Source organism: Streptomyces cyanogenus (genome assembly GCF_017526105.1).
GTDB classification, from domain to species: Bacteria; Actinomycetota; Actinomycetes; order Streptomycetales; family Streptomycetaceae; genus Streptomyces; species Streptomyces cyanogenus.
In genome coordinates, this window is the sequence record NZ_CP071839.1 from 6,232,660 (window position 1) to 6,246,588 (window position 13,929).

Annotated in this window: 12 protein-coding genes; 11 read left to right on the forward strand and 1 reads right to left on the reverse strand. The window is 71.6% G+C overall.

Annotation, left to right across the window (positions count from 1 at the left end; translation table 11 throughout):
- Positions 1-64 precede the first annotated feature (64 nt).
- The 5 genes from S1361_RS28215 to S1361_RS28235 all read left to right on the forward strand — a co-directional run bounded on the left by S1361_RS28215 (position 65) and on the right by S1361_RS28235 (position 6,029).
- Positions 65-1,642, forward strand: a complete 1,578-nt coding sequence (locus tag S1361_RS28215; protein WP_208034714.1) for a PucR family transcriptional regulator — start codon at positions 65-67, stop codon at positions 1,640-1,642.
- A gap of 145 nt (positions 1,643-1,787) precedes the next feature.
- Positions 1,788-3,233, forward strand: a complete 1,446-nt coding sequence (locus tag S1361_RS28220; RefSeq protein WP_208034715.1) for an aldehyde dehydrogenase family protein — start codon at positions 1,788-1,790, stop codon at positions 3,231-3,233.
- A gap of 151 nt (positions 3,234-3,384) precedes the next feature.
- Complete coding sequence (locus S1361_RS28225; RefSeq protein WP_208034716.1) at positions 3,385-3,636, forward strand: hypothetical protein; 252 nt, start codon at positions 3,385-3,387, stop codon at positions 3,634-3,636.
- A gap of 146 nt (positions 3,637-3,782) precedes the next feature.
- On the forward strand, positions 3,783-4,004 hold the full coding sequence (locus tag S1361_RS28230) for a hypothetical protein (RefSeq protein ID WP_243769327.1): 222 nt from the start codon (positions 3,783-3,785) through the stop codon (positions 4,002-4,004).
- A 90-nt stretch (positions 4,005-4,094) separates the two neighbouring features.
- Positions 4,095-6,029: an acyl-CoA dehydrogenase family protein gene (locus S1361_RS28235; RefSeq protein WP_208034717.1), complete on the forward strand. Its 1,935-nt coding sequence runs from the start codon at positions 4,095-4,097 to the stop codon at positions 6,027-6,029.
- Here S1361_RS28235 and S1361_RS28240 read toward each other — a convergent pair.
- Positions 6,026-6,484 carry a lamin tail domain-containing protein gene (locus S1361_RS28240; RefSeq protein ID WP_208034718.1) on the reverse strand — a complete coding sequence of 153 codons (459 nt, stop codon included), beginning with the start codon at positions 6,482-6,484 and terminating at the stop codon, positions 6,026-6,028. The genes S1361_RS28235 and S1361_RS28240 overlap by 4 nt on opposite strands.
- Before the next feature lie 183 nt (positions 6,485-6,667).
- Here S1361_RS28240 and dxr point away from each other — a divergent pair, with 183 nt between their 5' ends.
- The 6 genes from dxr (at position 6,668) to S1361_RS28270 (ending at position 13,911) form a co-directional block, all read left to right on the forward strand.
- On the forward strand, positions 6,668-7,939 hold the full coding sequence (gene dxr, locus S1361_RS28245; RefSeq protein WP_208034719.1) for a 1-deoxy-D-xylulose-5-phosphate reductoisomerase: 1,272 nt from the start codon (positions 6,668-6,670) through the stop codon (positions 7,937-7,939).
- On the forward strand, positions 7,936-9,240 hold the full coding sequence (locus tag S1361_RS28250) for a M50 family metallopeptidase (RefSeq protein ID WP_208034720.1): 1,305 nt from the start codon (positions 7,936-7,938) through the stop codon (positions 9,238-9,240). Before dxr ends, S1361_RS28250 begins: the two co-directional genes overlap by 4 nt.
- 169 nt (positions 9,241-9,409) lie before the next feature.
- Positions 9,410-10,567, forward strand: coding sequence for a flavodoxin-dependent (E)-4-hydroxy-3-methylbut-2-enyl-diphosphate synthase (gene ispG, locus S1361_RS28255; RefSeq protein ID WP_208034721.1), 1,158 nt, complete (start codon positions 9,410-9,412; stop codon positions 10,565-10,567).
- Positions 10,568-10,734: 167 nt separating this feature from the next.
- On the forward strand, positions 10,735-11,583 hold the full coding sequence (locus tag S1361_RS28260; protein WP_208036802.1) for a GNAT family N-acetyltransferase: 849 nt from the start codon (positions 10,735-10,737) through the stop codon (positions 11,581-11,583).
- A gap of 20 nt (positions 11,584-11,603) precedes the next feature.
- Positions 11,604-12,134 (forward strand): GNAT family N-acetyltransferase, encoded by a 531-nt coding sequence (locus S1361_RS28265; protein ID WP_208034722.1) that lies wholly within the window; start codon positions 11,604-11,606, stop codon positions 12,132-12,134.
- A gap of 73 nt (positions 12,135-12,207) precedes the next feature.
- Positions 12,208-13,911, forward strand: a complete 1,704-nt coding sequence (locus S1361_RS28270) for a proline--tRNA ligase (RefSeq protein WP_208034723.1) — start codon at positions 12,208-12,210, stop codon at positions 13,909-13,911.
- Positions 13,912-13,929 lie beyond the last annotated feature (18 nt).

Sequence of the window (13,929 nt, forward strand, 5' to 3'; positions counted from 1 at the left end):
CCGTTCATACACGGCGGCCAATTGATCACCGGGATCGACGGATCTCCCTCACCGTGAAGGCCCCATGCCCCCGACTCTCGCCTCGCTCGTCCACCACTCCGCGCTCAAGCTGACCGTGCGCGCGGGCGAGGACCGCCTGGACGTGCCCGTCCGCTGGGCGCACGTCAGCGAGCTGGCCGACCCCGTGCCCTACATGGAGGGCGGCGAACTGCTCCTGATCACCGCGCTCAAGCTGGACGCGGAGGATCCGGAGGCCATGCGGCGGTATGTGCGGCGGCTGGTCGGCGCGGGGGTGGTCGGGCTGGGGTTCGCCGTCGGGGTCAACTACGAGGAGATCCCGGAGGCCCTGGTCGACGCCTGCGCACAGGAGGGGCTGCCGCTGCTGGAGGTCCCCCGCCGCACTCCCTTCCTCGCCATCAGCAAGGCCGTCTCCGCGGCGATCGCCGCCGACCAGTACCGGGCGGTCACGGCAGGGTTCGCCGCCCAGCGCGAGCTGACCAGGCAGGCGCTGAACGCCGGCCCCGAGGGCGTGCTCACCGTGCTCGCCGCCCAGGTCGACGGCTGGGCCGCGCTGTACGACGCCTCGGGCGCCGTCGTCGCCGCCGCGCCCGAGTGGGCCGGCCGCCGCGCCGCCCGGCTCACCACCGAGGTGGAACGGCTGCGCGAGCGGGCCGCCCCCGCGTCCTCCGTCGTCGGCGGCCCCGAGCACGAGGACCGGGTGGAGCTGCACAGCCTCGGCACCGGCCGGCGCCCGCGCGCCGCGCTCGCCGTGGGGACGGCCGCCGCGCTCGGCACCGCCGAGCGGTACGCCGTCCACTCCGCCATCGCCCTGCTCACCCTCACCACCGAACGCTCCCGCTCCCTGCACGCGGCCGAACAGCGCGTCGGTACGGCGGTGCTGCGCATGCTCCTGGCCGGGGAGCCCGACCACGCCCGGGCCGTCGCCGGTGACCTGTACGGCGGGCTGCTGGACGCCCCGTTCCGGATGATCGTGGCCGAGTCCGGGTCGGGTACGGCGGGCGAACCGCTGGCCGAACTCGCCGAGGCCGTGGAGTCCGCGGCGGCGCGTGCCGGTGAGGCCGTGCTGGTGGTGCCCGAGGGCGAGCGGCTGGTGGTGCTGGCCGCGGACCGGGGCGCCGCGGTGGGCGCGTGCGCCGCGATCGCGGCGGCGCGGGAAGTGGAGCGGGCGGCGCCCGAGCAGGGGCGCGTGGAGGACGACGCGCTGGTCGTCGGGCTGTCGGCGCCCGCCGGGCCGATCGCGGCGGCAGCGGCGTACAAGCAGGCCGAGCAGGCGCTGTCGGTGGCGCGGCGGCGGGGCCGGGTCCTGGTGGAGCACGAGCAGCTGGCCGCCGGGTCCGTCCTGCCGCTGCTGGCCGACGACGCGGTGAAGGCGTTCGCCGACGGGCTGTTGCGGGCGCTGCACGAGCATGACGCGACGGGCCGGGGGGACCTGGTCGCCTCGCTGCGGGCGTGGCTGTCGCGGCACGGACAGTGGGACGCCGCCGCGGCCGACCTGGGTGTCCACCGGCACACCCTGCGGTACCGGATGCGGCGCGTCGAGGAGATCCTGGGGCGCAGCCTGGACGACCCGGACGTGCGGATGGAGCTGTGGCTCGCCCTGAAGGCGACCTCCACGGAGTAGGGCGCACCACCCAGTAGTCCAATCAGTAGTGCCCGGTCCGTGCACTGCTACGACTCGGACAAACGACCCCCGGCCGCCCCCGCCCTACCGTGGACCACGCAAAGCAAGCAGCACACCTCCAACGCGGAAGGGCCGGGACTCGTACATGACTTCCACCCATGCCTTCTGGCTCGCCGGCCGCCAGGTCACCGGCGAGGACACCTTCGACGTCACCTCCCCGTGGGACGGCCGGCTCGTCGGCAAGGTCGGCGTGCCGACCGACGCCCAGGTCGAGGAGGCCGTGGCCGCCGCGTACGCCGTCCGCGAGGAGTTCGCCGCCACCCCGGCGCACGTCCGCGCCGCCGCTCTGGACCACGTCAGCAAGCGGCTGGCCGAGCGGACCGAGGAGATCGCCCAGCTGATCTCCGCCGAGAACGGCAAGCCGATCAAGTGGGCCCGCGGCGAGGTCGGCCGCGCGGTCTCCGTGTTCCGGTTCGCCGCCGAGGAGGCCCGCCGGTTCAACGGCGGCGAGGCCCAGCGGCTCGACACGGACGCCGGCGGCCAGGGCCGGCTGGCGCTCACCCGCCGCTTCCCGAAGGGCGTCGTGCTCGGCATCGCGCCGTTCAACTTCCCGCTGAACCTGTGCGCCCACAAGGTCGCCCCGGCGATCGCCGCCGGCGCCCCGATCATCCTGAAGCCGGCCCCGGCCACCCCGCTGTCCGGCCTGATCCTCGGTGACCTGCTCGCCGAGACCGACCTGCCGGCCGGGTCGTGGAGCATCCTCCCGGTGCCGAACGACAAGATGCCCGCCCTCGTCCAGGACGAGCGGCTGCCGGTCATCTCCTTCACCGGTTCCGAGAAGGTCGGCTACGCGATCATGGACTCGGTGCCGCGCAAGCACTGCACGCTGGAGCTGGGCGGCAACGGCGCCGCGGTCGTCCTCGGCGACTACGCCTCCGACGCCGACCTGGACTGGGCCGCGACCCGCATCGCGACCTTCTCCAACTACCAGGGCGGTCAGTCCTGCATCTCGGTGCAGCGCGTCATCGCGGACGCCTCCGTGTACGACCGGCTGCTGCCGCGCATCGTCGCCGCCGTCGAGGCGCAGGTCACCGGCGACCCGTCCGACGACAAGACCGACGTCGGCCCGCTGGTCAGCGAGGACGCCGCCAAGCGCGTCGAGTCCTGGGTGAAGGAGGCCGTCGAGGCGGGCGCCACGCTCCTCACCGGCGGCGACCGTGACGGTGCCTCGTACGCGCCGACGGTCCTCACCGACGTGCCGGCGGGCGTCACCCTCGCCTGCGAGGAGGTCTTCGGTCCCGTCCTCACCGTGCAGAAGGTGGACGGCGAGGCCGAGGCGTTCGCCGCGGTCAACGACTCCAAGTACGGACTCCAGGCGGGCGTGTTCACCCACGACCTGCAGGTCGCCTTCCGTGCCCACCGTGCCCTCGAGGTCGGCGGTGTGGTGATCGGCGACGTCCCGTCCTACCGCGCCGACCAGATGCCGTACGGCGGCGCCAAGCAGTCCGGCGTGGGCCGCGAGGGCGTGCGGTTCGCGATGGAGGACTACACCTACGAGCGCGTGCTGGTCCTCACCGGTCTCGCGCTCTGACCTGCCACGGACAGGTCGGCAACGGAACGGCCGCAGCCCACTGTGCGGGGGCTGCGGCCGTTTCCGTTTCCCTCTCGCCGGGGCAATCCGGAAAGGCTCCGCGGACGTAAGGAAAGTAGGGCCGCACCCTGAGGGAAGAAGGAGGGCCATCATGCGAGCATCACGCGCGAGGCGCCTCTTCGCGGCGTCCGCGGCCGGCCTGCTGATGGCCGGCGGCGCCGCGATCGGTGCAGCAGGCACAGCCTCGGCGGCAGCCCCTGCCGTGCCCACCCAGGTCACCGGCGACTGGTGCTGGGGCCACCACGGCTGGCGTTGCTTCGACCACCGCTTCGACCACCGCTTCGACCATCGCTTCGATCACCGGTTCGACAACGGAGGCGTCGTGATCATCGTGGTCAGCTAGCGGTGACGGGGCACGTCCGCCTCCACTGGGCCCGGCACCGGTGCCTTCCGGTTCCGGGCCCCTCCCGGTGTCGCGCCTCTGCGGACCCTCAACCCAAGATGCCGACGTGCGCGAGCCGCAGTGGGGCCGCGCAGGCTGAGGTGGACGTGGACGCCCTCGGCAAGGGTGACCATCCAGTGAGTGACACCACCAGTGCCACGCTGAACCCGGACGACCTCACCCGGGCACTCGTTCGGCGCAATCTGCTGCGGAACGACAAGTACATCCCCGGGATCGAGGCCGGCACCGAGGTCTTCAAGGGCTCGGGGCGCCTCGATACCCGTCCGACTCGGTCGGAATCGGCTGAGCGGACGCGCGAGGGGTGGTGAGGACGGCCCGTTTCGGGTACCAACGATCCAGTAGCACTGGTCGGTAACGAACGGTCCCAGTCGTCCCTCTTTGCGGCGAGGTGAGCCTCAATGACCGCCACCACCCCACGCACCACCGTCACCGAGCGCGAGGCCCGCAGGGTGGCGGAGGCCGCCCGGGAACAGGACTGGCGCAAGCCCAGCTTCGCCAAGGAACTGTTCCTCGGGCGCTTCCGGCTCGACCTCATCCACCCCCACCCGCTCCCCGACGAGGAGTCCGTCCGGCGCGGTGAGGAGTTCCTGGCGAAACTCCGCGCCTTCTGCGAGACGGAGATCGACTCCGCCCGCATCGAGCGCGAGGCCCGCATCCCCGACGAGGTCGTGGCCGGGCTGAAGGAGCTCGGCGCCCTCGGCATGAAGATCGACCCCAAGTACGGCGGTCTCGGCCTCACCCAGCTCTACTACAACAAGGCCCTTGCCCTGGTCGGCTCCGTCAGCCCCGCCGTCGGCGCGCTGCTCTCCGCCCACCAGTCGATCGGCGTCCCGCAGCCGCTGAAGCTGTTCGGCACCCAGGAGCAGAAGGACGCCTTCCTGCCCCGCTGCGCCCGCACCGACATCTCCGCGTTCCTGCTCACCGAGCCGGACGTGGGCTCCGACCCGGCCCGCCTGGCCACCACGGCCGTACCCGACGGCGACGAGTACGTCCTCGACGGCGTGAAGCTGTGGACCACCAACGGGGTGGTCGCCGACCTGCTCGTGGTGATGGCGCGGGTGCCGAAGTCCGAGGGGCACAAGGGCGGCATCACCGCGTTCGTCGTGGAGGCCACCGCCGAGGGCGTCACCGTCGAGAACCGCAACGCCTTCATGGGGCTGCGCGGCATCGAGAACGGCGTCACCCGCTTCCACCGGGTCAGGGTCCCGGCCGCCCACCGGATCGGCCCGGAGGGCGCGGGCCTGAAGATCGCGCTGACGACGCTGAACACCGGGCGGCTGTCGCTGCCGGCGATGTGCGCGGGCGCCGGCAAGTGGTGCCTGAAGATCGCCCGCGAGTGGTCGGCGGAGCGCGAGCAGTGGGGCAAGCCGGTCGCGCTGCACGAGGCCGTCGGCTCCAAGATCAGCTTCATCGCGGCCACCACCTTCGCGCTGGAGGCCGTGGTCGACCTGTCCTCGCAGATGGCCGACGAGGACCGCAACGACATCCGCATCGAGGCCGCCCTCGCCAAGCTCTACGGCTCCGAGATGTCCTGGAGGATGGCCGACGAACTGGTCCAGATCCGCGGCGGGCGCGGCTACGAGACGGCCGAGTCGCTCAGGGCGCGCGGCGAACGCCCGGTCCCGGCCGAGCAGATCCTGCGCGACCTGCGCATCAACCGCATCTTCGAGGGCTCCACGGAGATCATGCACCTGCTGATCGCCCGCGAGGCCGTCGACGCCCACCTCTCGGTCGCCGGCGACCTCATCGACCCCGACAAGCCGCTGTCCGCCAAGGCCAGGGCGGGCGCGAACGCGGGCGTCTTCTACGCCAAGTGGCTGCCGAAGCTGGTCGCCGGACCGGGCCAGCTGCCGACGGCGTACGGCGAGTTCAAGCACGGCATCGACCTCTCCGGGCACCTGCGCTACGTCGAGCGCACGGCCCGCAAGCTGGCCCGGTCCACCTTCTACGCCATGTCCCGCTGGCAGGGCCGGATGGAGACCAAGCAGGGCTTCCTCGGCCGGATCGTGGACATCGGCGCCGAGCTGTTCGCGATGAGCGCGGCCTGTGTCCGCGCCGAGCGGCTGTGGCGGGAGGGCGAGCACGGCCGCGAGGCCTACCAGCTCGCCGACGCCTTCTGCCGCCAGGCCCGCATCCGGGTGGACGAGCTCTTCGGCCGGCTGTGGACCAACACCGACGACCTCGACCGCAAGGTGGTCAGGGCCGCCCTCGCCGGCGCCTACACGTGGCTGGAGGAGGGCGTCCTCGACCCGTCGGGCGAGGGGCCGTGGATCGCGGATGCGACCCCCGGACCCGCCGTCCGCGAGAACGCCCGCCGTCCCTTCGGGAGCTAGCAGTACTTGTCGCTCGGGTCCCGCGTCGTCCAGGAGCAGGTGTCGACCCTGCTGCCGCTCGCCCTGGTCAGGGTCGCCGTGTCCTTGTCGTTGTTCCAGACGTAGGCACGGCGGTCCTGGTACTTGTCCGAGGTGGTGTCCGAGCCGCTGCCGGTGTGGACCTTCAGGTACTTCCCGGCGCCGATCCTGACGTTCCCGAAGACGTACCTGTGGTTCGAGGCGTCCTTCAGCACCCACCCCTTGAGCGAGACCGCCGAACCGCTGGTGTTCTTCAGCTGCACCCACTCGGCGTTCAGGCTCTTGTTCGAGCGGTTGTCCGAGCCGGGGCTGTCGAACCACACATGGTGGATCTTCACGCCCCCGGCGGCCTCGGCCGGGGTGCTGAGCAGGGTGCCGGTGAGCAGGGCCGCGCCGGCGAGAGCGGGCAGGGCCGCGCGTATGCGCACAGTACGCATCAAGAGATCCCCCCAAGGATGTCGTCCGCGAATCGTGTGGAACGAAGTGTTATCACATGATCTTCACGGGGACTCCACAATGCCCGAGGAGGCACTCGACCGAGGGATGCGCACGACCGGGGAACGCACTCGGCCGAGGGACGCGCTGTCGGGGTCGTCACCGCGTGCGGCCACAATGGGGGGATGACCGACAGTCCCGCCCGTCCGGCACCCCTTGCCGACCCGCACCTCGTCTACGACCCCGTCCCCGGGGACGGCCCCAAGGACGTGGTGATCCTCGGCTCCACCGGATCCATCGGCACCCAGGCCATCGACCTCGTGCTGCGCAACCCCGACCGCTTCCGGGTCACCGCCCTCTCCGCGAACGGCGGGCGGGTGGCCCTCCTCGCCGAGCAGGCGCACCGGCTGCGGGTGCGCACCGTCGCGGTCGCCCGCGAGGACGTCGTACCCGCGCTGCGCGAGGCGCTCGCCGCCGAGTACGGCAGCGGCGAACCGCTGCCCGAGATCCTCGCCGGACCCGACGCGGCCACCCAGGCCGCCGCCTCCGACTGCCACACCGTGCTCAACGGCATCACCGGCTCCATCGGCCTCGCCCCGACCCTCGCCGCCCTGGAGGCGGGCCGCACGCTCGCGCTCGCCAACAAGGAATCGCTGATCGTCGGCGGCCCGCTGGTCACCGCCCTCGCGAAGCCGGGCCAGATCATCCCGGTCGACTCCGAGCACGCGGCCCTCTTCCAGGCGCTCGCCGCCGGCACCCGGGCCGACGTCCGCAAGCTCGTCGTCACCGCCTCCGGCGGCCCCTTCCGCGGCCGGACCAGGGACGAACTGGCCCACGTCACCGTCGCGGACGCCCTCGCCCACCCCACCTGGGCGATGGGCCCGGTGATCACGGTCAACTCCGCGACCCTGGTCAACAAGGGGCTGGAGGTCATCGAGGCACACCTGCTCTACGACATTCCCTTCGACCGCATTGAGGTGGTCGTGCACCCGCAGTCGTATGTCCACTCGATGGTCGAGTTCACCGACGGATCCACGATCGCCCAGGCGACGCCCCCGGACATGCGCGGGCCCATCGCCATCGGTCTGGGCTGGCCCGAACGCGTTCCCGACGCGGCGCCCGCCTTCGACTGGAGCAAGGCCTCCACCTGGGAGTTCTTCCCGCTGGACGACGAGGCCTTTCCCTCGGTGAACCTCGCCCGGCACGTGGGGCGGCTCGCGGGCACGGCCCCGGCGGTGTTCAATGCCGCCAACGAGGAGTGCGTCGCGGCCTTCCTGAGCGGCGCGCTGCCCTTCAACGGCATCATGGAGACCGTCATCCGGGTGGTCGAGGAGCACGGCACCCCGGTCACGGGAACCTCACTCACCGTGTCGGACGTCCTCGAAGCGGAGACCTGGGCGCGGGCCCGGGCCCGTGAACTCACAGCCACGACGGCAACCGCGGAGGCGCGTGCATGACGACCTTGATGTTCATCCTCGGCATAGTGGTCTTCGCGGTGGGCCTGCTCGTCTCGATCGCGTGGCACGAGCTGGGGCACCTGTCCACGGCCAAGCTCTTCGGCATCCGCGTCCCGCAGTACATGGTCGGCTTCGGCCCGACCGTCTGGTCGCGGAAGAAGGGCGAGACCGAGTACGGCATCAAGGCGATCCCGCTCGGCGGCTACATCCGCATGATCGGGATGTTCCCGCCCGACGACTCCGGCCGCATCACCGCCCGCTCCACCTCACCGTGGCGCGGCATGATCGAGGACGCCCGCTCGGCGGCCTTCGAGGAACTCCGGCCGGGTGACGAGACGCGCATGTTCTACACGCGCAAGCCGTGGAAGCGGGTCATCGTCATGTTCGCGGGCCCCTTCATGAACCTGGTGCTCGCGATCGGCCTGTTCCTCACCGTGCTGATGGGCTTCGGCATCCAGCAGCAGACCACCACCGTCGCCTCCGTCTCGCCCTGCGTCATCGCGCAGAGCGAGCACCGCGACAGCTGCAAGAAGTCCGACCCGGCCTCCCCGGCCGAGGCCGCCGGCATGAAGAAGCGCGACAAGATCGTCGCCTTCGACGGCAAGCCGACCAGGGACTGGAACACCCTGTCGGACCTCATCCGGGTCAGCGCGGGCAAGACCGTGCCGATCGTCGTCGAGCGGGACGGCAAGCAGCTCACCCTGCACGCGAAGATCGCCACCAACATGGTCGCCAAGAAGGACTCCGGCGGCGGTTACGTCGAGGGCCGGTACGTGAAGGCCGGCTTCCTCGGCTTCAGCGCCGCGACCGGTGTCGTCAAGCAGGACTTCGGCGAGTCCGTGACCTGGATGACCGACCGGGTCGGTGACGCCGTCGACTCCCTCGTCGCCCTGCCCGGCAAGATCCCGGCCCTGTGGGACGCCGCCTTCGGCGACGGCCCGCGCGAACCGGACTCCCCGATGGGCATCGTCGGCGCGGCCCGGGTCACCGGCGAGATCGCCACCCTGGACATCCCCGCCTCGCAGCAGCTGGCGATGTTCGTCTTCGTCCTGGCCGGCTTCAACCTCTCCCTGTTCCTGTTCAACATGCTCCCGCTGCTCCCGCTCGACGGCGGGCACATCGCGGGTGCCCTCTGGGAGTCGCTGCGGCGGAACGTGGCCCGGGTGCTGCGCCGGCCCGACCCCGGTCCGTTCGACGTCGCCAAGCTGATGCCGGTGGCGTACGTGGTGGCCGGGATCTTCGTCTGCTTCACCGTCCTGGTGCTGATCGCCGACGTGGTCAACCCGGTGAAAATCTCCTAGCCACCCGTCGTTCACGGCGGCCCGGAACCCGGTGGTTCCGGGCCGCCTCCCATCGGGTGCCTTCCCGGGTGGGATGTGCTGACGCCCGGGCCCGTGCCGTAATCTCGAAGCCTGGAGCCCGCCGTTCACGGGACCGGACCTTGATCCACGACTTGGGGTTGCACAGCAGATGACTGCGATTTCTCTCGGCATGCCGTCCGTTCCGACCAAGCTCGCCGAGCGCCGCAAGAGCCGGCAGATCCAGGTCGGAAGCGTGGCGGTCGGCGGGGACGCGCCGGTCTCGGTCCAGTCGATGACCACGACCCGTACGTCCGACATCGGCGCCACCCTGCAGCAGATCGCCGAGCTGACGGCCTCCGGCTGCCAGATCGTCCGTGTCGCCTGCCCCACCCAGGACGACGCCGACGCCCTCGCCACCATCGCGAAGAAGTCCCAGATCCCGGTGATCGCGGACATCCACTTCCAGCCCAAGTACGTCTTCGCCGCCATCGAGGCCGGCTGCGCCGCGGTCCGCGTCAACCCCGGCAACATCAAGCAGTTCGACGACAAGGTCAAGGAGATCGCGCGGGCCGCCAAGGAGCACGGCACCCCGATCCGCATCGGCGTCAACGCCGGCTCCCTGGACCGGCGCCTGCTCCAGAAGTACGGCAAGGCGACCCCCGAGGCCCTCGTCGAATCGGCCCTCTGGGAGGCGTCCCTCTTCGAGGAGCACGACTTCCACGACATCAAGATCTCGGTCAAGCACAACGACCCCGTCGTCATGATCGAGGCCTACCGCCAGCTCGCCGAACAGTGCGACTACCCCCTCCACCTCGGTGTCACCGAGGCCGGCCCGGCGTTCCAGGGCACGATCAAGTCGGCGGTGGCCTTCGGCGCCCTGCTCTCCCAGGGCATCGGCGACACGATCCGCGTCTCCCTGTCCGCCCCGCCCGTCGAGGAGGTCAAGGTCGGCCTCCAGATCCTGCAGTCGCTCGGCCTGCGCCAGCGCGGCCTGGAGATCGTCTCCTGCCCCTCCTGCGGCCGCGCCCAGGTCGACGTCTACAAGCTCGCCGAAGAGGTCACCGCCGGCCTCACCGGCATGGAGGTCCCCCTCCGCGTCGCGGTCATGGGCTGCGTCGTCAACGGCCCCGGCGAGGCCCGCGAGGCCGACCTCGGCGTCGCCTCCGGCAACGGCAAGGGCCAGATCTTCGTCAAGGGCGAGGTCATCAAGACCGTCCCCGAGTCGAAGATCGTCGAGACCCTGATCGAGGAGGCCATGAAGCTGGCCGAGCAGATGGAGCAGGACGGCGTCGCCTCCGGCGAGCCGTCGGTGTCGGTGGCGGGCTGACCCCTCCCGGCCGGGCGCCGGACTCCGGGCCGGATGCGCGCGCCGCGGACCCGGCCCCGAGGCGGGGATCCGGAGTGGTCCCTCGCCGCCGAACCGGGGGCGGCGCGGTGGAAACCCGGCAGGTACAGTGCGTGGATCAGGCAATGTACGACCGTGAGGCCCCGCACGTGCTGACCCAGACCACCTCCCGGGTCCTGGAACCGAGTGACCTGGACGCCGCGCTCGCCGTCCTCGACCGCGAGCCGGTCGCCAACGCCTTCGTGACCTCCCGGGTCCAGGTGGCGGGCCTCGACCCCTGGCGACTCGGCGGCGAGATGTGGGGCTGGTACGAGGACGGCATGCTCACGTCCCTGTGCTACGCGGGCGCCAACCTCGTCCCCATCTGCGCCACCCCGCGGGCGGTCCGCGCCTTCGCCGACCGCGCCCGGCGGGCCGGCCGCCGCTGCTCCTCCATCGTGGGCCCCGCCGAACCCACCGCCCAGCTGTGGCGGCTGCTGGAACCCCACTGGGGCCCGGCCCGCGAGGTCCGCGCCCAGCAGCCGCTGATGGTCACCGACCGGATGCCGGCCGCCGTCGCCCCGGACCCGTACGTCCGCCGCGTCCGCAAGGACGAGATGGAGACGATCATGCCGGCCTGCGTCGCGATGTTCACGGAGGAGGTCGGTGTATCGCCGCTCGCGGGGGACGGCGGACTGCTGTACCAGGCCCGGGTCGCCGAACTCGTCGGCTCCGGCCGCTCCTTCGCCCGCGTCGACGACCGGGGCCGGGTCGTGTTCAAGGCGGAGATCGGCGCCGCGACCCCGCAGGCCTGCCAGATCCAGGGCGTCTGGGTGGCCCCCGAGTACCGGGGGAAGGGGCTCGCGGCCCCCGGCATGGCGGCGGTGCTGCGCTACGCCCTGGCGGACTTCGCCCCCGTGGTCAGCCTCTACGTGAACGACTTCAACACGGCGGCGCGCAGGACGTACCGCAAGGTGGGCTTCCAGGAGGTGGGAGCCTTCATGAGCATTCTGTTCTGACCGCCCTGTACGCTCCCGGCATGGACCTCGTGATCGGCCCCCTGGACCTCGCTGCCCACGTGGACGAGGCCCTGGCCGTCCAGGCCGTCGCCTTCGGGCTCGGGCCGGAGGAAGTCGCCGTACGCCGTCAGATCGTCCAGCGGCACATGCAGTACGACGGCGCGCGGGCCTTGGGCGCCACCAGCCGCGGACGGCTGATCGGATTCGTCTACGGCATGCCCAACAGCCGCACCCACTGGTGGTCCACCGTCGTCGAGCCCTACCTCCGTGCCAACGGCAACGACTTCTGGCTGGACGACTCCTTCGTCATCACCGAACTGCACGTCCACCCCGACCACCAGAACCGCGGCATCGGCCGGCGGCTGATCACCACCATCACCGACACCGCCGCCGAACCCCGCTCGATCCTCTCCGCGATCGACACCGACAGCCCCGCCCGCGGCCTCTACCACTCCCTCGGTTACGTCGACCTCGCCCGCCAGGTGCATTTCCCGAGCGCACCGAGGCCCTACGCCGTGATGGGCGCCCCGCTGCCGCTGCGCAGACGCTGACCGATTTCCACCGGCACGGGCGGCCCGGCTAACCTCCATGCCATCACCTTCACCCGGCAGGAATACGAGAACCATGGCGAACGCACCGGTCCAGCGCATGTCCCAGTTGATGGCGAAGACGCTGCGTGACGATCCGGCGGATGCCGAGGTCCTCAGCCACAAGCTGCTCGTCCGCGCCGGCTACGTCCGCCGCACGGCCGCCGGCATCTGGAGCTGGCTGCCCCTCGGCAAGAAGGTGCTCGCCAACGTCGAGCGCATCGTCCGCGAGGAGATGGACGCCATCGGCGCCCAGGAGGTCTCGCTGCCCGCCCTGCTGCCGCGCGAGCCCTACGAGGCCACCGGCCGCTGGGACGAGTACGGCCAGGAGCTGTTCCGGCTCAAGGACCGCAAGGGCGGCGACTACCTCCTCGGCCCCACCCACGAGGAGATCTTCACCCTCCTGGTCAAGGACCAGTGCACGTCCTACAAGGACCTGCCGGTGATCCTGTACCAGATCCAGACGAAGTTCCGCGACGAGGCCCGCCCCCGCGCCGGCATCCTGCGCGGCCGCGAGTTCCTGATGAAGGACTCGTACTCCTTCGACCTGGAGGACGAGGGCCTCGCGACGTCGTACGCCCTGCACCGCCAGGCCTACCAGCGCGTCTTCGAGCGCCTCGGCCTGGACTACCGCATCTGCGCGGCCACCGCCGGCGCCATGGGCGGCTCCAGGTCCGAGGAGTTCCTCGCCCCGGCCGAGGCGGGCGAGGACACCTTCGCGGACTGCCCGAACTGCGACTTCGCCGCCAACACGGAGGCGATCACGTACGAGCTGAAGCCCGTCGACGGCTCGGCCGTGCCCGCGCTGGAGGAGATCCCCACCCCCGACACCCCCACCATCGAGACGCTGGCCGCCTCGCTCGGCGTCCCGGCCTCCGCCACGCTGAAGAACCTGCTGGTCAAGGTGGACGGCGAGATCGTCGCCGTGGGCGTGCCCGGCGACCGTGAGGTGGACATGGGCAAGGTCGAGGCGCACTTCGCCCCGGCCGCCGTCGAGATGGTCACCGAGGCCGACTTCGCCGAGCGCACCGACCTGGTCCGCGGCTACGTCGGACCGCAGGGCCTGGGCGAGAAGGTCACGTACATCGCCGACCCGCGCGTGGCCCCCGGCACCTCCTGGATCACCGGTGCCAACAAGGAGCACACGCACGCGAAGAACGTCGTCGCCGGCCGGGACTTCGAGGTCGACGCGTACGTGGACGTCGTGGTCGTGCAGGACGGCGACCCCTGCCCCGCGTGCGGCACCGGCCTGAGGCTGGACCGCGCCATCGAGATCGGTCACATCTTCCAGCTCGGCCGCAAGTACACCGACGCCCTCAAGCTGGACGTCCTCGGCCAGAACGGCAAGCCGGTCCGCGTCACCATGGGCTCCTACGGCATCGGCGTCTCCCGTGCCGTCGCCGCGCTCGCCGAGCAGACCGCCGACGAGCACGGCCTGGTCTGGCCCGCCGAGGTCGCCCCGGCCGACGTGCACGTCGTCGCGGCCGGCAAGGCGCTCCAGACCGAGCTGGCCCTGGACGTCGCCGGGAAGCTCGCCGCCGCGGGCGTCCGTGTCCTGGTGGACGACCGGGCCGGGGTCTCCCCGGGCGTGAAGTTCACCGACGCCGAGCTGATCGGCGTGCCGCAGATCCTGGTGGCCGGCCGCCGCTCCGCCGAGGGCGTCCTGGAGCTGAAGGACCGCAGGACCGGCGAGCGCGAGGAGCTGACGGTCGAGGACGCGATCGCCCGGCTCACCGCCTGACACCGGGTGGGCCGCGGG